Here is a 21,190-nt window from a genome sequence, read left to right on the forward strand (position 1 = left end):
GCGCCGGCACGCCCTCACACGTTTTGCGGGAGCAGCAATCCGAGACAAAAACTACCGCTGCGTTAACCAACAATTCAAGCAATCATGCAAAACTATTACCAGAAAATTATTGCATAACCCTTTGGGATAGGGCGGAAACCGGAGATCCAACCATGCGTCTATTCGCGGCAGCGAGACCGAAAATCACCGACGATTCCAATACGGTCCGGAGCGAAGAGATCCACGCAACCGAGACGGACAAACCTGCCGCGACGTCGGCCGAGACATCCTTGTCGCTGGCGCGCGATCAGCAGACGGCGCTGACGCTCGACCTGATCGAATCCGATCTGCGGGCCGCCGCCAGCAGCATCGGCACCGGCGCGCAGGACCTGCGCGCGCGGGTCGGCGAGCAGTTGCAGCAGCTTTCGGATATCCGCGGTCACTCGCAGGCGCTGCACAGCGAAACGCGCCATGCCGACGAGACCGCCCACAGCCTCTCCGCCTCGGTCGAGCAGCTCGTCGCGGCGAGCAACGAGATCGATGAACAGGTCCGCAATTCCTCGCGTCTGGCCGAGGAAGCGCGCCAGGTCGCCGACACCGCCAACACCGGCATCCAGGAGCTGAAAAGCGCCATCGACGCCATCGCCAATGTCGTCCGGCTGATCTCCGACGTCGCCAAGCAGACCAACTTGCTCGCGCTCAACGCCACCATCGAGGCCGCCCGCGCGGGCGAAGCCGGCCGGGGCTTCGCCGTGGTCGCCAGCGAGGTCAAGGCACTGTCGGTGGAGACCCAGAACGCCACCGACGAGATCGTCGCCAACATCGCCCGCCTGCAGAGCTCGGCCGAGGGGAGTATTCTTGCCGTCGACCGCATCATCGGCGTGATCGGCGAGATCCGGCCGAGCTTCGCCGCCGTCGCCGAAGCCGTCGGCCGACAGTTGGAAACCACCCGCTCGGTCGGCGAAACCGCAAGGGAAACCGCCGATTTCGTGCGGGCGGTGACCGAGAAAGTCTCGACGATCACCGAGGCGACGGACAGCGCCGAGCGCGCCGGCGAGGCCGCCGGCGAGGCCTCCCGCTCGATGCTCGCCCTGGGGAACAGTCTGAGCGGCCGGTTCACGATGATGATCCGCCAGACGGCGATCGGCGACCGGCGGCGCGACGACCGGCTGCCGGCGGAACTGTCCGGAACCCTGACCCAGTCGGGCCGCGACTACCGCATCAAGACGCTGGACCTGTCGACCGGCGGCGTTCTTCTCGCCCCGCAACAGGGCGAGGAACGCGCCAAAGAAGGCCCGGCAACGGTCGATCTCTCCGGTCTCGGCCGCACGGCGCTGCAGATCGTCGCGGTCACCGATCTCGGCATGCACTGCGCCTTCGAGCGGCCGGACGAGGCCTTCGTCGCCCGCCTTGCCGAGGTGCTGGCGCGGGTGCGCGACGAGTTGTCCCCGTCGATCGAGCGAGCCCAGGACGGTGCCCGCCGGGTCATCGAGGCGATGGAGCAGGCGGTGGCCAAGCGCGAGCTGACGCTCGACGCCTTGTTCGACATCGATTATCAGCCGATCCCCGACACCAATCCGCGCCAGGTCTCGAACCGCGCGCTCAAAGTGCTGGAGCGGATCCTGCCGCCGATCCAGGAAGATATCCTCGCCCGCGCCAAGGGCAGCGGCCTCGTCTTCTGCGTCGCGGTCGACCGCAACGCCTATCTGCCGGTGCACAATGCCGCCTATTCCCAGCCGCAGCGCCCCGACGACCCGGCCTGGAACGCCGCCAACTGCCGCAACCGACGGATCTTCGACGACCGCGCCGGCCTGAGCGCGGCGCGCAACACCCGCCCCTTCCTGGTGCAGACTTATCCCCGCGACATGGGCAACGGCACGATCATCTGGATGCGCGAGATCGACGCACCTATCACCGTCTCCGGCCGCCACTGGGGCGGCTTCCGCACCGCCTACAAGCTGTAAGGCGATTTTGCGCGGCGATCGCGCGAAATCACCAGCCCAGGGGCAAAAAAGCAAGGCGCCCGAACAGGTTAGCGCCGGGCGCCGGGCTTGCAAAAATTGAGACGGATTTTGCAAAATCGCGCGCCAAAATCGCGAAATTTTGCGCAAACCCTCTCAAATCGGCCTTACCACCACTTGCCCGGCTCGAAGCGGCCGGCAGCCTCCTCGATGACGGTGCCGAGGGTGTAGAGCGTCTCCTCGCCGAAGGGCCGCCCGATGAGCTGCAGGCCGAGCGGCAGGCCGGAGCCGGTCAGCCCGGCGGGGACAGCCAGTCCCGGCAGGCCGGCCATGTTCACGGTCACGGTGAAGACGTCGTTGAGGTACATCTGCACCGGGTCGCCGCTGAAGGCGCCCGGCGCGAAGGCCGCATCCGGCGTTGCCGGCGTCAGGATCGCGTCGACGCCCGCCTCGAAGGCCTCGTCAAAATCACGCTTGATCAAACTACGGACCTTCTGGGCGCGCAGGTAGTAGGCGTCATAGTAGCCGGCCGAGAGCACATAGGTGCCGATCAGCACGCGGCGCTTGACCTCGGCGCCGAAGCCGGCGGCCCGGGTGTTCTCGTACATGTCGGCGATATCCTCGCCCGGAACCCGCAAGCCGTAGCGCACGCCGTCGTAGCGGGCAAGGTTCGACGAAGCCTCGGCCGGGGCGACGATGTAATAGGCCGGCAGCGCGTATTTGGTGTGCGGCAGGCTGATCTCGACGATCTCCGCGCCCGCCGCTTTCAGCCAGTCGATGCCCTGCTGCCAGAGCGCGGCGATCTCCGCCGGCAGGCCGTCGATGCGGTATTCGGCCGGAATGCCGATCTTCAAACCCTTGACCGAACGGCCGATGGCCGCCTCGTAATCCGGCACCGGTATGTCGACCGAGGTCGTGTCCCTGGCGTCGACCGAGGCCATCGAGCGCATCATGATGGCGTTGTCGCGCAGCGTGCGGGTGATCGGGCCGGCCTGGTCGAGCGAGGAGGCGAAGGCGACGACGCCCCAGCGCGAGCAGCGGCCATAGGTCGGCTTCATGCCGACCGTGCCGGTGAGCGCCGCCGGCTGGCGGATCGAGCCGCCGGTGTCGGTCGCCGTGGCGCCGGCGCAGAGCCAGGCCGCGACCGCGGCGGCCGAACCGCCCGACGAGCCGCCCGGCACCAGCGCCTCGTTGGAGCCCTCGCGGCGCCAGGGGTTGACGACGTTGCCGTAGTAAGAGGTCTCGTTGGACGAGCCCATGGCGAACTCGTCCATGTTGAGCTTGCCCAGCATCACCGCGCCATCGGCCCACAGGTTCGCCGTCACGGTCGATTCGTAGGGCGGCTTGAACCCGTCGAGGATGTGGCTGCAGGCCTGGGTGTGGACGCCCTCGGTGGCGAACAGGTCCTTGATGCCGAGCGGAATGCCCTCCAGCGCCCCGCCCTCGCCGCGCGCCAGCCGCTCGTCGGAGCGCTTGGCCATCTCGAGCGCCCGCTCGGCGGTGACCGCGACATAGGCGTTGATCGCCGGATTGGCCGCCTCGATGGCCGCAAGATAGGCCTGCGTCAGCTCGCTCGCGGTGATCTCGCGGGCGGCGAGCCGCGCGCGGGCCTCCGCCAGGGTCAGTTTGGTCAGCTCGGTCATCGGGGTCTCGCTCGGACTGGATCTCGCTGGTGGTCTGGGAGGCACGGCGCTCGGCGCCCTCTCTTGGGAGCCTGTCTCGCGCCCCGCGCGGCCCGCGTCAAGTGCGACGGGTCAGCGCCTTTCGGTAGAAGACGGAATAGCTGCTGTCGGGGTAGTCGAGAACCGGGCCGCACCGAACAAAACCGCCGCGTTCATACACCCGCCAGGCCGCAGGATGCCGGTCGCCGGTCTCAAGCACCAGTTCGGCGACCCCCTCGGCCTCGGCCAAGGCCTCGATCCGTTCCAGGATCGCCCGACCGATGCCGCGCGCTCTCGCCTGCGGCCGGGTGTACATGCGCTTGACCTCGCCGACCCCGTCGGGGTGGCGCAACAGCGCGCCGCAGCCCAGCGCCTCGCCGGAGGCCGGATCGCGGGCGACAAACACGGTGGTCTGCGATCCCGCCATCTCCTCCACGCTCATGTGGAAGCAGAATTCCGGCGGTGTGAGCTCGAGCAGCACGGCGTTCAACTCGCCGACCAGCGCCCGCATGTCGTCGGTCAGCGGGCTTTCAATGCCCACCCGGACCGACATGCCTATTCCACCACCTTGGGAACCATGAAGAAATTGTCGTCGGAGGCCGGGGCATTGGCCACGACCTTTTCCGGATAGCCGCCATCGCTGACGACGTCGGCCCGCTTCTTCATCTGCTGATGGACGACGGAGGTCATCGGCTCGACGCCGTCCACATTGACCTCGTCGAGCTGCTCGACAAAGGCCAGGATCGTGTTGAGCTCGCCGGTCATCCGGCCAGCCTCTTCATCCGTCACCTTGATCCGCGCCAGATGGGCGACGCGCTTCACCGTATCGACATCGACGGACATGCGAATTCTCCAACAGATCGGGCCTGAAAGGGTGCGGGCCTTGCGAACGTGGCCCCTCCGTGACGACAGGCCCGCCGCAATGCCGGCAAGCCCGGCCGGCAACAATGCCGGCGGGCCACACCCGCTTGACCGGGCTATATCATCCGCATCCTTCGCCCCGCAAGCCGCAGCCGGCGCGCAAATCAATTAGGCCAGCCTTCGCCCGATCAGGCGGCAGCCCCCTGCCCGCAGGCGGACGGGCCGAGCGCGGAACAGGCGGCGGCGGAGGGCCGCGACGCCGACAGGCCGGAGCCCGGAGCGGCAGACGCATGCCTGCCGGTTGAGGCATGGGCGGGGGCATGGGCGGAGGCCAGAGCGGAGGCCGCCAGCCCGCGCCACTGCTCCTCCTCGATGATCCGGCCGAGATGCCAGCGCTGACGGAGGGATACCGTCTCGCGGAAGACGCGGCCGTCGATCTCGACCCCGTCGAAGCGGCAGGAGAACTCCGCCGTCTCGCCCGCCCGGTCGCAGACCAGCCCGTCGATGGTGCCCCGCAGCATGGCGAAGCGGCGGGCAACGGGCTGCAGCTTGCGCAGCACCCCCTCCAGCCCCTCGGCCGCCAGCGCGCCATTGTCGAACAGGCGAATATCGGGGGCGAAATGCGCCCGCGCCGCGCCGAGCAGATCGCCGCGCGCCAGCGACACCAGATAGTCGTCAAGCCGGCCGCGGAACGGCGAAACGCGCAGGCGGGAGCGAAGCGGAAGGGCAGTCGTCATGGCGGCACCTGTTCTGGACTGACGAGAACATTACGAGAACATTCTGCGTGTGTCCAGTGGTCTCGCCGGAGAGGGCAGCGCCCCGTCGGAGCCGAATCCCGACCGACAGCGAAACTGCCGTCGAATTCTCTACCAGGTTGATCTATCCTTACCCGTATGGACAACCCGCAGCGTATTCATACCGTACTGGTAGAACGCACACCCAAGCCGTTGTGCGACGACTGCCTGGCAGGCTTGGCGGATATATCTCCACGCCAGCAGGTGAATGTTATTGCCAGGTCATTCGGCCTGACAACGGACTTTGAGCGGGCGCATAGCCAGTGTTCCCAATGTGGCGAGGACAAATTGGTAACAAGGTCTCTGCGACACGCCCGCCGAAACCCTAAGTAAATAAGTGACTGCCCATGGGGTTCGGCAGCAGACGGCCGGCACGTGTCCCCACCATCGCTCTGGCAACCAATGGGCCCCGGCGCGCGCTTGCGCGCGGCCGGGGTGACGGCAGAGGGGAAGCCAGGGCCGCGCCTCCCCTCCGACGTCATCCCGGCCGCAGGCGAAGCCGGAGAGCCGGGAGCCATTGGCAACCCCGGCAGGTGTTCTTCGCTCCAACCTCCCCATGCGTCATTCCGGCAAAGCGAAGCGCGAGCCGGAACCGGAGAGCCACGGCGTTTGCGGGGTCGTCCGGGAGCGCGCCCCGCCGATGTGCCCTCGCGCCCGCTCTGGCAGCCAATGGGCACCGGGTCGCGCTAGCGCGCGCCCGGTGTGACCTCGGAGGGGTAGGAAAGCGCCCACCCGTCCCAAGCGCCCGCGCGCAGCAGCGGAGGAGCGCGAGGCCGTGCCTCCCTCAGATCTCCAGCGAGGCGCCGGGGGCGGTGACCTTCACGCGCGGGCCCTGGTCGCCCATTTCCCGCACGAAGGCATCCGCCGACTGATCGAGCATCGGGAACGTGCCGAAGTGGCAGGGGATGACCGTGTCGAAATCGAAGAAGCGGCGGCAGGCGAGCGCGGCGGTGCGCGCGCCCATGGTGAAGCGGTCGCCGATCGGCACGATGCCGACCTTCGGCGCGTAGAGCTCGTTGATCAGCGCCATATCGCCGAAAATGTCGGTATCGCCCATGTGGTAGAGCGTCGGCTGGCCCTTGGCGCGCACGATCAGGCCGTTCGGCTGGCCCAGATAGACCGGCGGCCAGCCGCCGGCGAGCGAGGACGAGGTGTGGTGCGCCTGGGTGAGCGAGACCGCGAAGGGGCCGACATCGACCGTGCCGCCGCAGCCCATCGGGTTGATGTTCTCGTGGCCCTGCGACTGGACCCACATGGAGACCTCGAAATTCGCCGTGACCTGCGCGCCCGTCGCCTTGGCGATGGCGACGGCGTCGCCGGTATGGTCGTCATGGCCGTGGCTGAGCAGGATGTGGGTGACGCCCGCGCTGGCCTCCTCGACGGTCATGTCGGACGGAAAGGACGGATTGCCGCTAAGGAACGGGTCGATGAGGAGGATCGCGCCGGGAAGTTCGACGCGGAACGCCGAATGGCCGAGATAGGTGAGCTTCATGATGGCTGCCTTCGGATCTGGTTGGAACTCTCCCGCCGGAATCTAGCCACTTGTCGGCAAACGGCAATCCCGGAGCTGTTCGCCCCTGCCATGCCGTGCTAAAGCCGCTGAATGGCGACAGACCCTCTCCTTGCGCTGGAAGATTTCGCGGCGCGCCTCCCCCGCATCGGACGCCTGATCGGTCTCGATCTCGGCACCAAGACCATCGGCCTTGCGCTGTCCGATCTCGGGCGCGGCATCGCCTCGCCGCTGGAGACGATCCGGCGCAAGAAATTCGGCGTCGATGCCGCCGCGCTGCTCGACATCTGCGCCAAACACGAGGTGCGCGGGCTGGTGCTCGGCCTGCCGCTCAACATGGACGGCACGGAAGGCCCGCGCGTGCAGGCGACCCGTGCGTTTGCCCGCAATCTCGCGGCGCTGACCGACATTCCGATGACCGCCTGGGACGAGCGCCTGTCGACCGCCGCCGTCACCCGCACGCTGATCGAGGCCGACCGCTCCCGCGCCCGCCGGGCCGAGCTGGTCGACAAGATGGCCGCCTCCTACATCCTGCAGGGCCTGCTCGACCGCCTGACCTATGGCAGCCTCGACGAGCAGGACGACGGGCCGGACTATGGGCCAGGCGGCATACCCGACGACGGGCAGCCATGAACGGCGTCTTCAACGCGCTGATTCCGGTGCTGCTGGTGATCGCCGCCGGCAACATCGTCGCGCGCATGGGCCTGATCACCGGCGACCAGTGGCGCGGCATCGAGAAGATCGCCTATTTCCTGCTGTTCCCGGCGCTGATCATCCGCACCGTCGCCAAGACCGACTTCCTGGCGATCCCCGCCTTCGGCATGAGCGCGGCGCTGATCCTGTCGATCCTGGCGATGTCGGCGCTGACGCTGGCGCTGCAACCGCTTTTGGCGACGCGGTTCGGCATCACCGGGCCGCGCTTCAGCTCGATCTTCCAGGGCGCGACGCGCTGGAACACCTTCGTCGCGCTGGCCATCGCCGACGAGTTGCTGGGCCGCGAGGGCGTCGCGCTGCTGGCGGTGGCGGTGGTGGCGATGATCCCGCTGCTCAATGTCATCAACGTGCTGGTGCTGGCGCGCTTTGCCAGCGGTTCCCCGCCCGGCGCCGGCCGCATCGCGCTGGATCTGCTGAAAAATCCGCTGATCTGGTCGACCGGCGCCGGGCTGGCGTTCAACCTCACCGGCCTGCCGCTGCCGCGCTTTGCCGATGCGACGCTGCAGATCCTCGGCAATGCGGCGCTGCCGATCGGCATCGTCTGCGTCGGCGCCGGGCTGAACCTTGCCGCCCTGCGCCGCCCCGGTCCCGCGCTCGCCACCGCCACGGTGCTGAAGCTCGTCGTGATGCCGGTCTTCGGCGTCGCCTTCGCGCTGCTGCTCGGCCTCGACGGCGCCGCGCTTTCGGCGGTGATCATCGCCATGGCGGTGCCGTCCGCCGGCAATGCCTATCTGCTCGCCCGCCAGATGGGCGGCGACGCACCGCTGATGGCCGAGATCCTGACCCTGCAGACGGTGCTGGCGGCGGTTACCATGCCGTTGGCCCTGCTGCTCGCTCATTAGGAAACACGCTCTCACGGCCATCTAGTGCGGTTTTCTGCGCTTCCGGTGCTCACGTACCTGAATGTACGCTGCGCTCCGGTTCTCGAAACCCACACTATCTGGCTCGTGGGAGCGCGTTTCGATCTGTCACGCGGGCGCGCGTTTCGGCTCAATGCCCCCCGCCGGTGGAGAACGCCTCGCCGCGCTTGAGCCCGCGCCGGGAAGCGCCTATAGGGTTGGCTTTAATGAGCGCTCATCATCCCCCCCTCGCGGAGCTTTATCCGCACCGTCACCTCCTCGGCATCGAGGGCCTGCAGCCCAACGAGATCGTTGCGCTGCTCGACCAGGCGGAAGCCGCCGTCGAAATCAGCCGGCAGGTCGAGAAGAAAAAGGCCGTGCTGCGCGGCCGGACCCAGATCAACCTGTTCTTCGAGGCCTCGACGCGGACCCAGTCCTCGTTCGAGATCGCCGGCAAGCGGCTCGGCGCCGACGTGATGAACATGTCGGTCGCCTCGTCCTCGGTGAAGAAGGGCGAGACGCTGATCGACACGGCGGCGACGCTGAACGCCATGCATCCCGACATCATCGTCGTGCGCCACCACGCCGCCGGCGCGGTGCACCTGCTGGCGCAGAAGGTCGGCTGCTCGGTGGTCAATGCCGGCGACGGCGCGCACGAGCACCCGACCCAGGCGCTGCTCGACGCGCTGACCATCCGCCGCCACAAGGGCAGCATCGCCGGGCTGACGGTGGCGATCTGCGGCGACATCCTGCATTCGCGGGTCGCCCGCTCCAACATCATCCTGCTGAACGCGCTCGGCGCGCGGGTGCGCGTCGTCGCCCCCTCGACGCTGCTGCCCAGCGGCATCGCCCAGATGGGCGTCGAGGTGTTCCAAGACATGCGCAAGGGGCTGGCCGGCGCCGACATCGTGATGATGCTGCGCCTGCAGCGCGAGCGCATGCAGGGCGCCTTCATCCCCTCGGTGCGCGAATATTTCCGCTATTACGGCCTCGACCGCGACAAGCTGGCGGCGGCCGCAGCGGACGCGCTGGTGATGCATCCCGGCCCGATGAACCGGGGCGTGGAGATCGACCCGGAGATCGCCGACGGGCCGCAAAGCCTGATCCGCGAGCAGGTCGAGATGGGCGTTGCCGTGCGCATGGCCGTTCTCGAGGCGCTCGCAGCCCATCTGCCGAACAAGTGAGGAGCCCGGCCATGGCAAACCCGCAGAGCCCGATCCTCCTCACAAATGCCCGGGTGATCGACCCGGCAAGCGGCCTTGATGCGCCCGGCAGCGTCTTGATCGAGAACGGACGCATCACCGCCGCCGGACCGGCCGCTCACAACCAGGGTGCGCCAGAGGGAACTGAGATGATCGACGTTGCCGGCGCGGTGGTCGCCCCCGGCCTCGTCGACATCGGCGTCACCGTCGGCGAACCCGGCGCCGAGCACCGCGAGACGCTGGCCAGTGCCAGCCAGGCGGCGGCGGCCGGCGGCGTCACCACCATCGTCACCTCCCCCGACACGGATCCGGTGATCGACGATCCGGCGCTGGTCGACTTCGTGCTGCGCCGCGCCCGCGACACGGCCTGCGTCAACGTCCATCCCTTCGCCGCGCTGACCAAGCACCTGGCCGGCGAGGAGATGAGCGAGATCGGCCTGTTGCAGGACGCCGGCGCCGTCGCCTTCTCCAACGGCCACCGCTCGGTCACCCATGCCGGCATCATGCGCCGGCTGATGACCTATGCCCGCGACTTCGGCGCGCTCGTCGTGCACCACACGGAAGACCCGGCACTGGCCGGCGCCGGCGTCGTCAACGAGAGCCTGTCGGCAAGCTGGAAGGGCCTGCCGGCAAGCCCGCGCGAGGCCGAGATCATCATGGTCGAGCGCGACCTGCGGCTCGCCGCGCTGACGCGCGGGCGCTACCACGCGCAGTCCGTCTCCTGCACCGAGAGCACCCGGGCGATCGCCCGGGCCAAGGCAGACGGGCTCGACGTTACCTGCGGCATCACCGTCAACCATCTGACGCTGAACGAGAACGACATCGGCCCCTACCGGACCTTCTTCAAGATGTCGCCGCCGCTGCGCTCGGAAGACGAGCGCCAGGCGATGATTGCCGCGCTCGCCGACGGCACCATCGATGTCATCGTCTCGGGCCACGACCCGCAGGACGTGGAGACCAAGCGCCATCCCTTCGCCGAGGCCGCCGACGGCGCCATCGGGCTGGAGACGCTGCTGGCCGCCGGCCTGCGCCTCGTCCATTCCGGCGAGATCGGCCTTGCCACCCTGCTTGCGGCGATGACCTGCAACCCAGCCCGCCGGCTGGGCCTGGAGGCCGGCCGCCTTGCCGCGGGCGCCCCGGCCGATGTGGTGGTGTTGGATCTCGACCGGCCCTGGGTGCTGGACAAGAGCCGGCTGAAGTCGCGCTCCAAGAACACCCCGTTCGAGGATGCGCGCTTTACCGGCCAGGTGCTGCACACCATCGTCGCAGGAAAGATCGTCACGCCCTGAAGGCGTCAAACGCTCCAGGGTCCTGCCCTTGGGAAAAGCGGATTTGCCTTTCCCTCCTTGTGCTTTAGAGTTACCTCGCTGTTGCAACCGGAGGCTGCACGTTGCCCGATCCGATCAGTTGGGGTCTCGTCTGGCCCTATTACCTTGCCGCCCTCGCCTTCGGCTATCTGCTGGGCTCGATCCCGTTCGGGCTGATCATCACCCGGCTGGCGGGCCAGGGCGACATCCGCAAGATCGGCTCCGGCAATATCGGCACCACCAATGTGCTGCGCACCGGCAAGAAGCATCTCGCCGCCCTGACCCTTCTCGGCGACATGCTGAAGGGCACGGCGGCGGTGCTGGTGGCGAGCCACTATGGCGGCCCGGACCCGGCGGTGATCGCCGGCCTCGGCGCCTTTCTCGGCCATCTCTTTCCGGTCTGGCTGCGCTTTCGCGGCGGCAAGGGCGTTGCCACCTATCTCGGTGTGCTGCTCGGCCTCTACTGGCCGGCGGCGCTCGCCTTTGCCGCGATCTGGGTCGCTGTCGCCGTGGTCACCCGCTACTCCTCCGCCTCGGCGCTGGCGGCGAGCCTCGCCACCCCCGTGCTGCTGTGGGCCGTCTTCGACCGGGCGCAGGTGGCCGAACTGATGGCGCTGCTCTCGGTGATCCTGTGGGCCAAGCATCACGAGAATATCGGCCGCCTGATCAAGGGCACCGAAGGCCGGATCGGCCAGAAGGGATGAGCGCAGGCGCGACCGGGCGCGGTCGCGCCCTTTCCGAGCGCCAGCGCCTCGCCTGGCTGCGGCTGATCCGCTCCGAGAATGTCGGCCCGGTCACCTTTCGCGAGCTGATCAACCACACCGGCTCGGCCGAGGCGGCGCTCGCCGCCCTGCCCGAACTCTCCCGCCGCGGCGGCAAGCGCGCCATTCGCATCGCCTCGCAAGACGAGGCGGAACGCGAGATCGAGGCGCTGGCGCGGATCGGCGGGCGCTTCAGGGCACTCGGCGAACACGGCTACCCGCCGCTGCTGCGCCATGTCGACGGCGCGCCGCCGCTGATCGCCGTGCTCGGCTCCGACGACCGGCTGGCAGACGGCGCCACCATTGCCATGGTCGGCGCGCGCAACGCCTCGCTGGCCGGGCAGAAGATCGCCAGCGAAATCGCCGGCTACCTGTCGACGGCCGGCTATACCATCATCTCGGGGCTGGCACGCGGCATCGACGCGGCGGCGCACCGGGCCGCGCTGACCGGCGGCACGGCGGCGGTTCTGGCCGGCGGCATCGACATCATCTACCCGCCGGAAAACCGCGACCTCTATCACGACATCGCCGCGCGCGGCGCCATCGTCAGCGAGATGCCGTTCGGCTGGAAGCCGCGCGCCCGCGACTTTCCGCGCCGCAACCGGCTGATCTCCGGCATGGCGCTGGCAACGGTGCTGATCGAGGCGGCGCGCGGCTCCGGCTCGCTGCACACGGCGCGCTTCGCCGCCGAACAGAACCGCGAGGTCTTCGTGGTGCCGGGCTCACCGCTCGACCCGCGCTCGGAAGGCGGCAACCGGTTGATTCGCGACGGCGCGACGCTGGTCGCAAACGGCGCCGATGTGCTGGAAAGCCTCGGGCCGCGCCGCATCGCCGACGACATCCCCGGCCTCGACATCGAGGAACCGGACGCGGACGGACGGCGGATCGCCCCGCCGGATGTCGGCGACAGCGACCGCAGCCGCGTGCTCTCGGCGCTGGGGCCGGCACCGGTCGAGGTCGACGAGCTGATCCGCTACACCGGCCTCTCCGCCCGCATCGTCCACGTGATCCTGCTGGAGCTGGAACTGGCCGGCCGGCTGGAACGCCATCGCGGCCAGCGCATCAGCCTGATCGACGGCCGCTGAGGCGGCCGGCCGGCGCCCTCTGCGAGGCTCCAGGAGCGTCCCACCGGCGCTGTGGGGGTGCCTCGGGGGAGTTGGGGGAGAGTTCAAAGAGCGCTCCAGCCACGCTGCGGAGAGAGCGGCTCCGCTGTTGCGATCCCCATCCCCGAGAGGCGCAGGAGGCGGTCGGCCGAGCGGCTCATTCCCGCCGGCAGGGCCAAGATCACCGCGAATTGCAGCCCGCAACAACCACAACCTAAATTTCAACCAAGAGAAGCACAGGGGTTGCGGAATAGATGCATATGTTGGAATACAACCTATGATAAGGATCAGCGCCTGCCCGCTTTCTCCGCTCCCGGCCGCTCCAGTTCGACATGCCTGTCGAAAGCCTCCACCCGCGCCATCTCCAGCAAATATGCGAGGAATTCCAATTCGTTATTCGAGGCAAGGTCCCTCAGTTCACGGCAAATCTGGGCGCAGTAGCGGGCGGCCTCAGAGCGGTCGTTATGGGCATCTATCGGCATTGTGTGACCCGGTTGTTGGCTTGTCGAGGCGGCATGGAAGGTTTGCACAACCATTGATTTTATACAATCATAGTACACGTCAAAAACGATCTCTGGCAAGCTGATGACGTGATATTCGCGTGCCGTACCCGCAACTTGCGCAGTTCTACGGACCTTGCCTCCGGTCGGCCCCGTGCCAGCGCGCCAGCGTCCGGACGGCGGGCGCCTGACGTGCCGGAACAATAGCTGGAGCGTGGGACGATGGCGGCGGGGATGCGGGGCCGCGCCTCCCTCTCGGACGTCGTCCCGGTCAAGCGCAGCGCAGAACCGGGAACCATTGGCGCCCTTGGCGGGCATGAGGCGGAAGGCGCTGGCGTTGTCCCCTCTCGCTGCTCCAGCCTCTCCCTGCGTCATCCCGGGCAAGGCGCAGCCGCGCGCCGGAACCGGAGAGCCACGGTGCGTGTGGCGTCGTTCGGGGAGCGTGTCCGACAGGCCCTCGGCTCGCCGGTCCCGCATCTCCGCTTCGCTTCGTGCGGGATGACGCCGGAGGGGCCGGTGCGTAGGTGGCGCTTCGTGCGGGAGGACGCAAGGAGGGGCCGGTGCGTGGGTGGCGGGCAAAAGGGGATGCTACGTCCAGGAGGACCCGGCGAGGGGTGAGCGGGCAGGAGGACACCGAAGGACTGCTGCGCTGCGCGCGGGAGGACGCGCAAAAAAGAGAGGACCGGCGTCCGGAAGAAGGCGGAGAGAAGGAGAGCCGAGGAGGAATCGATCCGCAAATCCGCGGGAAACGCAACAATCTTGCGAGGCCGGCGGATTAACCGATCTCATTTACATAAAAATGAAAGAAATTCTTAGCGAAGCCGGCGAGCGTGTTGATTCGTCGAAGCTTTCGAGTAGTCTTCGGAAACCGGCCGCGACCGCTCCAACCGAACCGTCGCCGCCTGTTCCTGCCGGCCGCCGCTTTCGGCTCCGACCGGCAGGGTGACCCACGGCACGTTCAGGTCCGCCGCATCTCCTGACACCCGTGGGCTTGATCGGCGTCCCCCGGGTTTGGAGTGGCCTCCTCGTGTCCCGGCCGGGACGCCGATCGCCTGCCCTCCCCTTGCGCCATCCCATCTCGCGAATTCCGCAAGACCCAGACGCTGCCGGGCCCAACGCTGTCTGGTCGAAGGCTGTCTGGTGGAAGACCGGGCAGGCGTCCGGACGGGCCTGCGCCGCCGGCCGCGCCGCAACGCAAAAGGCCCCCGAAGGGGCCTGAAGCGGCGGGACCGATGCGCTGCGCGCGAGGTCTTACTTGATCTTGGTCTCGCGGAACTCGACGTGCTTCTTCGCGACCGGATCGTACTTCCGCTTGACCATCTTGTCGGTCATGGTGCGGGAGTTCTTCTTGGTCACGTAAAAGAAGCCCGTGTCGGCCGTCGACAGCAGCTTGATCTTGATGGTGTTTGCCTTGGCCATCGTTCTTGTCCTTGCACTTGTGTCCGGCCGTACGTCGGAGCCTCCGCTGTTCGGAGAGGACGCTCCACCGGTTGTTCTGGGAAACTGAGCGCGCACCATACGTTTCGCGCGCCCAAAGTCAAGCGGGAAGGCGCGCGGCGCTCCCGGTTTCGCGCCCCGATCCGCGCCTCAGATCTCCTCGCGCACGAAGCCCTTGCCGCGCCAGTAGTAGAACGGCACCGGATGGGCCGGATCGAGCTCGGGATCCTCGGCAAGCCGCGCCTGCAGCTCCTCGATCACCGTCAGCGTGATCGTCGGCAGTTCCAGCGCCTTGGCCTCCTGCAGGGTCAGCCAATGCACCTCCTCCAGCTCGCCGGAGGGGCCGGTGCCCGAGGGCAGACGGTCGGCCACAGCATCGGCGAAGACGGCGAGGAAGCGCGTATCGAAGCGGCGCGGCCGGCGCGGCGGAGTGATCGCGCGGGCGATCAGCCGCACCGGCGACAGGTCCGGCAGCAGATGGCGCTCGGAAAACGCGGCCATGTCGCCGGCGCCCTGCCAGTCGATGTCGCAGCGGGAGCCGACCAACAGGCCGGCCTCCTCATAGGTCTCGCGAATCGCCGCCACGGTGAAGGCGCGGGTGCGGGCGTCCGTCTTCGGTCCCTTCATCGCATGGGCAAGCTTGCTGGCGACCACCGGATGGTAGTCGCCGACGACCGGCACGCGGCTGTCGGCCGGGTCGACCCGGCCGCCGGGAAACACGAACATGCCGGGCATGAAGCGGTGCCGCATGTGGCGGCGGCCCATCAGCACCCGGTGATTGCCGTCGTCCCTGCGGTCGAGCACCAAGAGCGTCGCCGCATCCTTCGGCCGCAGGTTGGGATTGTCCATGTAGCGCTCGGCTTCCGACAGCCGGCGGACCAGAAACTCGCTCATGAACGGGTGCCGTCTCCGCCGAAATCATAGGCCGGCTGGTCGTCGCCGATGGCGTTGGGGTCGAAGCCGTGCATGTAATTGGCCCATTGCAGGCCGATCAGCGCGCCCTTGATCGGCGGCAGGCAGACCAGCGTCAGCAGCACGATCAGCGGCAGCCACAGCGCCATGTGCACCCACATCGGCGGCACCGTCATCACCTCGACCGCGAGCGCGATCGGCAGCACCACGTGGCCGACCACGAAGATGGTGAAATAGGGCGGCGCGTCGTCGGCGCGGTGGTGGTGGAGCTCCTCGCCGCAGGAGGCGCAGACCGGCTCGACCTTGAGATACTTGCCGTAAAGGCGCCCCGTTCCGCAGGCCGGGCAGCGCCCCTTGGCACCCAGCAGCATGGCGCGGCCGACCTCGCGCTTGGGCTTGGCGTCCAGGGAGGCCCTGGCCGCGGCGGTGCCCACAAGCTCGGGCGATCCTGCATAGGTGACTGTCATGTGCGCCGTCCTTTCGATGGCCGCCCCCTCGGCGGCTGCCCGGTCTTGCCCGGGACACCGGCACCGCCGCTCTTGTGCTTGCGGCTGCGCGCGATGGTGCGCTCACGCGCATTCCTTCGCTTGTGATAGTGACCTTCGCTCAAAAGTTCAAACCGCAGCGCCCCCGCGTAAGGGGCCGCCTCGACCAGCCGGACCTCGACCCGGTCGCCAAGAGCGAAGGTTTCCCCGGTGGTTCGCCCGCTCATCGAATGCGACGATTCGTCGTAATGGTAATAGTCGGCGCCAAGGGTCGAGGCGGGCACGAACCCGTCCGCGCCGGTGTCGTCGAGGCGGATGAACAGGCCCGACTTGACGACGCCGGAGATCCGCCCGGCGAAGCGCATGCCGACCTGGTCGGCCAGCCACAGGGCGATCAGCCGGTCGATCGTGTCGCGCTCGGCCAGCATCGCCCGCCGCTCGGCCGCCGAGACGTCGGCGCCGATCATCTCCAGCCGCCCCTCCATGCCGTCCGGCAGCCCGTCGTCGCCGAGCTTCAGCGCCCGGATCAGCCCGCGATGGACGATGAGATCGGCATAGCGGCGGATCGGCGAGGTGAAATGGGCGTAGCGGCGCAGGTTGAGGCCGAAATGGCCGATGTTCTGCGGCGAATATTCCGCCTGGGCCTGGCTGCGCAGGATCACCTGGTTGACCAGCTCGGCCTCCGGCGTGCCCTCGACCTTCCGCAGGATGCCGTTGAAGGCCGACGGGCGGATGCCGCCGCTCGAGGCAAGGCGGATGCCGAGCGTCCCCAGGAACTCCTTCAGCGCCTCCAGCTTTTCCGGGCTCGACGCGTCGTGGACGCGGTAGAGCAGCGGAACGCCGTGCTTCTCCAGCGTCTCGGCCGCCGCGACATTGGCCTGGATCATGAATTCCTCGATCAGCTTGTGCGCGTCGAGGCGGGCCGGCACATGGACGCCGTCGACGGTGCCGTCCGGCTTCAGGCGGATCTTGCGCTCGGGCAGGTCGAGGTCGAGCGGCTCGCGCGCTTCGCGGCCGCGCTTCAGGCAGGCATAGGCGGCCCACAGCGGCCTCAGGACATCGTCCAGCACCGCGTCGGCGACGATGCCCGGCTCGCCATCGATCGCCGCCTGTGCCTTGTCGTAGGAGATCTTCAGCGCCGAGCGCATCATCACCCGGTGGAAGCTGTGGCGCAGCTTGCGCCCCTCCCCGTCGAAGACCATGCGCACGGCCATCGCCGGGCGCTCCTCGCCCTCCTTCAGCGAGCACAGCCCGTTGGACAGCGCCTCGGGCAGCATCGGGATCACCCGGTCGGGGAAATAGACCGAATTGCCGCGCAGATGCGCCTCGCGGTCGAGCGGCTCGCCGGGGCGGACGTAATAGGCGACATCGGCGATGGCGACGGTGGCGATATAGCCGCCCTCGTTGGCCGGGTCGTCGTCGGCGACCGCATGCACCGCGTCGTCATGGTCCTTGGCGTCGGCCGGGTCGATGGTGATCAGCGGCAGCTTGCGCCAGTCCTCGCGGCCCGACAGGGTCGCCGGCGTCGCCGCCTCCGCCGCCTCGATCACCCGGTCGGGGAAGTCATGCGGGATGCCGTGGGTGTGCAGGGCGATCTCGGAGACCGCCATTTCCGAATGCATGGCGCCGATGCGGCGGACGATGCGCCCGCGCGGCAGCCCGTAGCGGCCGACCTTGGTGACCTGGGCGCCGACGAGATCGCCGTCTACCGCGCCCTTGAGATCGCTGGTGTCGATCTCCAGTTCCTTCTGCTTGCGGTCGATCGGCTCCAGGAAGGTGCGCCCACGCGCCTGGCGCAGGATGCCGAGAACGCTGGAGGACTGGCGTTCGAGCAGCTTGATGATGCGGCCCGCGCGGGACGCCTCGTCCCCCGTCGGATCGCCGGTGACGCGCACCAGGAGCCGGTCGCCGAGGCCGGGCACGCGCACGTCGGACTTGTGCGGATCGGGCAGCACCAGGAGGCGCGGCGGCGTCCCGTGCTCGTCCTCGTCCCAGCTTGCCGGCTCGGCCAGCAACTCGCCGTCGCTGTCGCGCCCGGTGACGACGACGACCAGCACCGGCGGCAGGTCGCCGGGGCGCGACAGGCGCTTCTGCCGCTTTTCCAGCAGCCCGTCGTCGGCCATCTCGCGCAGCAGCCGCTTCATATAGATGCGGGCGCCGCCGGTGATGCCGAAATGGCGGGCGATCTCGCGCTTGCCGGCCATGCCGGGATTGTCGGCGAGGAAGGCCATGATCGCGTCACGGCCCGGCAGTTCCGCCGTGCCCTTGGTCTTTTCGCCCTTTTTTGCCGCGCGCGGACGTTTCGGCGCCTTGGTGCTCAAGAAGCGCCATCCGCGGCGGCAGTCGCCTTCTTCGGCTTCGCCGCCGGTTTTTTGGCGGCCGGCTTCTTGGCCGCTGTCGTTTTCGCGGCGGGCTTCTTCGCAGGTGCCTTCTTGGCGGCGGGCTCCTTCTTGGGCGCAGCCTTCTTGGCGCCCTTGCCCGACTTGTCGGCCCCCGACTTGCCGGCCTTGGCATTGACGATCTCGATCGCCTCTTCCAGCGTCACCGTCATCGGGTCCTTGCCCTTGGGCAGGGTGGCGTTGACTTTCGCCCACTTGACGTAAGGTCCGTAGCGGCCGTCCTGCACGGTGATCGGCCCGCCGTCCGGATGCGCGCCGAGCTCCTTCAGCGGAGCGGCGGCAGCGCCGCCGCGCGTCGACTTCGCGCGCTTCTGGGCCAGCGCATCAACCGCGCGGTTGATGCCGACGGAGAACACCTCGTCGGCGCTTTCCAGATTGGCATAGGTGCCGTCATGCAGCACGAAGGGGCCGTAGCGGCCGATGCCGGCGGAGATGATCTTGCCGTCCTCGGGATGCGGGCCGACCTCGCGCGGCAGCGACAGAAGCTGCAAGGCCTTGTCGAGGTCCATGTCGGCGACCTGCCAGCCGCGCGGCAGCGAGGCGCGCTTCGGCTTGGCCTCCTCGCCGAGTTGGACATAGGGGCCGAACCGCCCGGAGCGCAGGGTGACGTCGAGGCCGCTCGCCGGGTCCTGGCCGAGCAGCTTCGGCCCGTCGGCGATCTCCGCATCGCCCTCCTCGCCGCCGCCGGCGGCCGAAAGCTGGCGGGTGTAGCCGCAATGCGGCGGGTTCTCGTTGGGAACCTTGCCCTCCAGCTTGTCCTTGTCGTAGTTCGAGCAGCCGACAAAGGCGCCGAAGCGGCTGACCTTCAGCGACAGGCGGCCGGAGCCGCAGACCGGGCACTTGCGCGGATCCTCGCCATTGCCCGTGTCCGGGAAGACATGGGCGGCCAGCATCTCGTTCAGCGCGTCCAGCACCTGCGACACGCGCAGGTCCTTGGTGTCGTGCACCGAGAGGGAGAAGTCCTTCCAGAAATCGCGCAAGACATCCTTCCACGACAGTTCGCCGGCCGAGATGCGGTCGAGCTTTTCCTCCAGTTCCGCCGTGAAGTCGTATTCGACATAGCGGTTGAAGAAGCTTTCCAGGAAGGCGGTGACGAGCCGGCCCTTGTCCTGCGGGATCAGGCGCTTGCCGTCGAGCGTGACATAGTCGCGGTCGCGCAGGGTCTGCAGCGTCGAGGCATAGGTCGAGGGACGGCCGATGCCGAGCTCTTCCATCTTCTTGACCAGGGTCGCCTCGGTGAAGCGGGCGGGCGGCTCGGTGAAGTGCTGCGCGGTCTCGATCGACTGGCGCTCCACCTTCTCACCCTCGCTCATGGCCGGCAGCCGGCGGGCGTCCTCGTCCTCCTCGTCGTCGCGGCCCTCCTGATAGAGCGCGAGGAAGCCGTCGAAACGCACGACCGAGCCGGTGGCGCGCAGGGTCGCCGACCCACCAGCGCCGCTCGCGTCGATATCGACCGTGGTGCGCTCCAGCACGGCGGATTCCATCTGCGAGGCGATGGTGCGCTTCCACACCAGCTCGTAGAGCCGGGCGGCATCGGGATCGAGATAGCGGGCGACGTCGCGCGGGCGGCGGGTCAGATCGGTCGGCCGGATCGCCTCGTGCGCCTCCTGGGCGTTCTTCGCCTTGGAGGAGTAGTGGCGCGGCTTTTCCGGAACGTAAGTGTCGCCGTAGTCCTTACCGATCACCTTGCGGGCCGAGGCGATGGCCTCGCCGGCGATCTGCACGCCGTCGGTCCGCATATAGGTGATGAGGCCGACGGTCTCGCCGCCGATATCGGCGCCTTCATAGAGTTTCTGGGCGATCTGCATGGTGCGGGCGGCGGCGAAGCCGTATTTGCGCGAGGCTTCCTGCTGCAGGGTCGAGGTGGTGAAGGGCGCGGCCGGATGACGGCGCTGCGGCTTCGATTCAACGCTCGCGACCTTCAGCGAGGCGGCGCGCAGGAAGGCGGCGATCTTGTTCGCCTGGTCCTCGTTGGCGATGTCGAGGCGGCCGAGCTTCTTGCCGTCGAAGGCGGCGATGCGCGCCTGGAAGGCAGCGCCGCCCGCCGTCGTCAGATTGGCCAGCACCGACCAGTATTCCTGGCGCACGAAGCGCTCGATCTCGGCCTCGCGGTCGCAGACGAGGCGCAGGGCGACCGACTGCACCCGGCCGGCCGAGCGGGCGCCCGGCAGCTTGCGCCACAGCACCGGCGACAGGGTGAAACCGACGAGATAGTCGAGCGCGCGGCGGGCCAGATAGGCATCGACCAGCGGCTCGTCGAGCTCGCGCGGGTTGGCCATCGCGTCGAGCACCGACTTCTTGGTGATGGCGTTGAAGACGACGCGCTGGACCTGCTTGTCCTTCAGCGCCTTCTTCTGCCGCAGCACTTCAAGCACGTGCCAGGAAATCGCCTCGCCCTCGCGGTCGGGGTCGGTCGCGAGGATCAGGCGGTCGGCATCCTTGACGGCGCGGACGATGTCGTTGAGGCGCTTCTGCGACTTCGCATCGACATCCCAGGTCATCGCGAAATCTTCGTCGGGCAGCACGGAACCGTCCTTGGGAGGCAGGTCGCGGACATGGCCGTAGGAGGCGAGGACCTGATAATCCGAGCCAAGATACTTGTTGATGGTCTTGGCCTTGGCCGGCGATTCCACAATGACGATATTCATGAGACCCCAAACAGGAAAACGGGTGCGCCGACCCGTCTGGACGGCGCCTTGCAACGGATACGGCCTGCGCGACTGACGCGGGACGATCCCTCAAATCTATGGCCGCTGTCAAATGAC

The 21,190-nt window shown here is 68.1% G+C and carries 17 protein-coding genes; 7 read left to right on the plus strand and 10 right to left on the minus strand.

All coding sequences use genetic code 11. The annotated features are described in order from the left end of the window. Nucleotides 1-269 precede the first annotated feature (269 nt). Complete coding sequence (locus TSB10GB4_RS07850) at nt 270-1,943, plus strand: methyl-accepting chemotaxis protein (RefSeq protein ID WP_186395272.1); 1,674 nt, start codon at nt 270-272, stop codon at nt 1,941-1,943. 164 nt (nt 1,944-2,107) lie between these two features. Here TSB10GB4_RS07850 and gatA read toward each other — a convergent pair whose 3' ends face one another. The 5 genes from gatA to TSB10GB4_RS07875 all read right to left on the minus strand — a co-directional run bounded on the left by gatA (nt 2,108) and on the right by TSB10GB4_RS07875 (nt 6,748). Beyond that, nucleotides 2,108-3,583, minus strand: a complete 1,476-nt coding sequence (gatA, locus tag TSB10GB4_RS07855; RefSeq protein WP_186395273.1) for an Asp-tRNA(Asn)/Glu-tRNA(Gln) amidotransferase subunit GatA — start codon at nt 3,581-3,583, stop codon at nt 2,108-2,110. Between the two features lie 97 nt (nt 3,584-3,680). Continuing rightward, a complete protein-coding gene (locus tag TSB10GB4_RS07860; protein ID WP_186395274.1) occupies nt 3,681-4,154 on the minus strand; it encodes a GNAT family N-acetyltransferase in 474 nt (157 codons plus the stop codon). Between the two features lie 2 nt (nt 4,155-4,156). Further along, entirely contained in the window at nt 4,157-4,444 is a 288-nt protein-coding gene (gene gatC, locus TSB10GB4_RS07865) for an Asp-tRNA(Asn)/Glu-tRNA(Gln) amidotransferase subunit GatC (protein WP_186395275.1), read from the minus strand. A gap of 206 nt (nt 4,445-4,650) precedes the next feature. Then, the gene (locus TSB10GB4_RS07870) at nt 4,651-5,199 is read right to left on the minus strand and encodes a hypothetical protein (RefSeq protein ID WP_186395276.1); all 549 of its coding nucleotides are present in this window, start codon (nt 5,197-5,199) and stop codon (nt 4,651-4,653) included. Nucleotides 5,200-6,040: 841 nt separating this feature from the next. Then, nucleotides 6,041-6,748, minus strand: a complete 708-nt coding sequence (locus TSB10GB4_RS07875) for a metal-dependent hydrolase (RefSeq protein WP_186395277.1) — start codon at nt 6,746-6,748, stop codon at nt 6,041-6,043. A gap of 111 nt (nt 6,749-6,859) precedes the next feature. Here TSB10GB4_RS07875 and ruvX point away from each other — a divergent pair, with 111 nt between their 5' ends. The 6 genes from ruvX (at nt 6,860) to dprA (ending at nt 12,674) form a co-directional block, all read left to right on the plus strand. Continuing rightward, nucleotides 6,860-7,399, plus strand: coding sequence for a Holliday junction resolvase RuvX (gene ruvX, locus TSB10GB4_RS07880; RefSeq protein WP_186395278.1), 540 nt, complete (start codon nt 6,860-6,862; stop codon nt 7,397-7,399). Further along, on the plus strand, nt 7,396-8,322 hold the full coding sequence (locus tag TSB10GB4_RS07885; protein WP_186395279.1) for an AEC family transporter: 927 nt from the start codon (nt 7,396-7,398) through the stop codon (nt 8,320-8,322). Before ruvX ends, TSB10GB4_RS07885 begins: the two co-directional genes overlap by 4 nt. A gap of 224 nt (nt 8,323-8,546) precedes the next feature. After that, a complete protein-coding gene (locus tag TSB10GB4_RS07890) occupies nt 8,547-9,503 on the plus strand; it encodes an aspartate carbamoyltransferase catalytic subunit (RefSeq protein ID WP_186395280.1) in 957 nt (318 codons plus the stop codon). A gap of 11 nt (nt 9,504-9,514) precedes the next feature. Then, nucleotides 9,515-10,810, plus strand: a complete 1,296-nt coding sequence (locus TSB10GB4_RS07895; RefSeq protein ID WP_186395281.1) for a dihydroorotase — start codon at nt 9,515-9,517, stop codon at nt 10,808-10,810. A gap of 101 nt (nt 10,811-10,911) precedes the next feature. Then, complete coding sequence (gene plsY, locus TSB10GB4_RS07900) at nt 10,912-11,532, plus strand: glycerol-3-phosphate 1-O-acyltransferase PlsY (protein WP_186395282.1); 621 nt, start codon at nt 10,912-10,914, stop codon at nt 11,530-11,532. After that, a complete protein-coding gene (gene dprA, locus TSB10GB4_RS07905) occupies nt 11,529-12,674 on the plus strand; it encodes a DNA-processing protein DprA (RefSeq protein ID WP_186395283.1) in 1,146 nt (381 codons plus the stop codon). Before plsY ends, dprA begins: the two co-directional genes overlap by 4 nt. 1,769 nt (nt 12,675-14,443) lie before the next feature. On the opposite strand, the gene rpmG is transcribed toward dprA, so the two are convergent. The 5 genes from rpmG to topA form a co-directional block, all read right to left on the minus strand. Then, entirely contained in the window at nt 14,444-14,611 is a 168-nt protein-coding gene (gene rpmG / locus TSB10GB4_RS07910; protein WP_186389056.1) for a 50S ribosomal protein L33, read from the minus strand. Between the two features lie 168 nt (nt 14,612-14,779). Then, a complete protein-coding gene (locus tag TSB10GB4_RS07915) occupies nt 14,780-15,523 on the minus strand; it encodes an NUDIX hydrolase (RefSeq protein ID WP_186395284.1) in 744 nt (247 codons plus the stop codon). Further along, nucleotides 15,520-16,008 (minus strand): DUF983 domain-containing protein, encoded by a 489-nt coding sequence (locus TSB10GB4_RS07920; protein ID WP_186395285.1) that lies wholly within the window; start codon nt 16,006-16,008, stop codon nt 15,520-15,522. The genes TSB10GB4_RS07915 and TSB10GB4_RS07920 overlap by 4 nt, the downstream gene beginning before the upstream one ends. Further along, entirely contained in the window at nt 16,005-18,257 is a 2,253-nt protein-coding gene (gene rnr, locus TSB10GB4_RS07925) for a ribonuclease R (protein WP_186395338.1), read from the minus strand. The genes TSB10GB4_RS07920 and rnr overlap by 4 nt, the downstream gene beginning before the upstream one ends. Before the next feature lie 86 nt (nt 18,258-18,343). Further along, entirely contained in the window at nt 18,344-21,073 is a 2,730-nt protein-coding gene (gene topA, locus TSB10GB4_RS07930; RefSeq protein WP_186395286.1) for a type I DNA topoisomerase, read from the minus strand. Nucleotides 21,074-21,190: the final 117 nt, after the last annotated feature.

This window comes from Stappia sp. TSB10GB4, from assembly GCF_900185745.1.
Classification (GTDB): domain Bacteria; phylum Pseudomonadota; class Alphaproteobacteria; order Rhizobiales; family Stappiaceae; genus Stappia.

What these genes read in the sequence shown, in the direction of transcription:
- TSB10GB4_RS07915 (WP_186395284.1), bottom strand. Translation starts at nt 15,523, where the DNA reads ATGAGCGAGTTTCTGGTCCGCCGGCTGTCGGAAGCCGAGCGCTACATG.
- TSB10GB4_RS07895 (WP_186395281.1), top strand. Translation starts at nt 9,515, where the DNA reads ATGGCAAACCCGCAGAGCCCGATCCTCCTCACAAATGCCCGGGTGATC.
- gatC (WP_186395275.1), bottom strand. Translation starts at nt 4,444, where the DNA reads ATGTCCGTCGATGTCGATACGGTGAAGCGCGTCGCCCATCTGGCGCGG.
- gatA (WP_186395273.1), bottom strand. Translation starts at nt 3,583, where the DNA reads ATGACCGAGCTGACCAAACTGACCCTGGCGGAGGCCCGCGCGCGGCTC.
- TSB10GB4_RS07875 (WP_186395277.1), bottom strand. Translation starts at nt 6,748, where the DNA reads ATGAAGCTCACCTATCTCGGCCATTCGGCGTTCCGCGTCGAACTTCCC.
- TSB10GB4_RS07870 (WP_186395276.1), bottom strand. Translation starts at nt 5,199, where the DNA reads ATGACGACTGCCCTTCCGCTTCGCTCCCGCCTGCGCGTTTCGCCGTTC.
- topA (WP_186395286.1), bottom strand. Translation starts at nt 21,073, where the DNA reads ATGAATATCGTCATTGTGGAATCGCCGGCCAAGGCCAAGACCATCAAC.
- TSB10GB4_RS07920 (WP_186395285.1), bottom strand. Translation starts at nt 16,008, where the DNA reads ATGACAGTCACCTATGCAGGATCGCCCGAGCTTGTGGGCACCGCCGCG.
- ruvX (WP_186395278.1), top strand. Translation starts at nt 6,860, where the DNA reads ATGGCGACAGACCCTCTCCTTGCGCTGGAAGATTTCGCGGCGCGCCTC.
- rpmG (WP_186389056.1), bottom strand. Translation starts at nt 14,611, where the DNA reads ATGGCCAAGGCAAACACCATCAAGATCAAGCTGCTGTCGACGGCCGAC.
- dprA (WP_186395283.1), top strand. Translation starts at nt 11,529, where the DNA reads ATGAGCGCAGGCGCGACCGGGCGCGGTCGCGCCCTTTCCGAGCGCCAG.
- TSB10GB4_RS07860 (WP_186395274.1), bottom strand. Translation starts at nt 4,154, where the DNA reads ATGTCGGTCCGGGTGGGCATTGAAAGCCCGCTGACCGACGACATGCGG.
- rnr (WP_186395338.1), bottom strand. Translation starts at nt 18,257, where the DNA reads ATGGCCTTCCTCGCCGACAATCCCGGCATGGCCGGCAAGCGCGAGATC.
- TSB10GB4_RS07885 (WP_186395279.1), top strand. Translation starts at nt 7,396, where the DNA reads ATGAACGGCGTCTTCAACGCGCTGATTCCGGTGCTGCTGGTGATCGCC.
- TSB10GB4_RS07890 (WP_186395280.1), top strand. Translation starts at nt 8,547, where the DNA reads ATGAGCGCTCATCATCCCCCCCTCGCGGAGCTTTATCCGCACCGTCAC.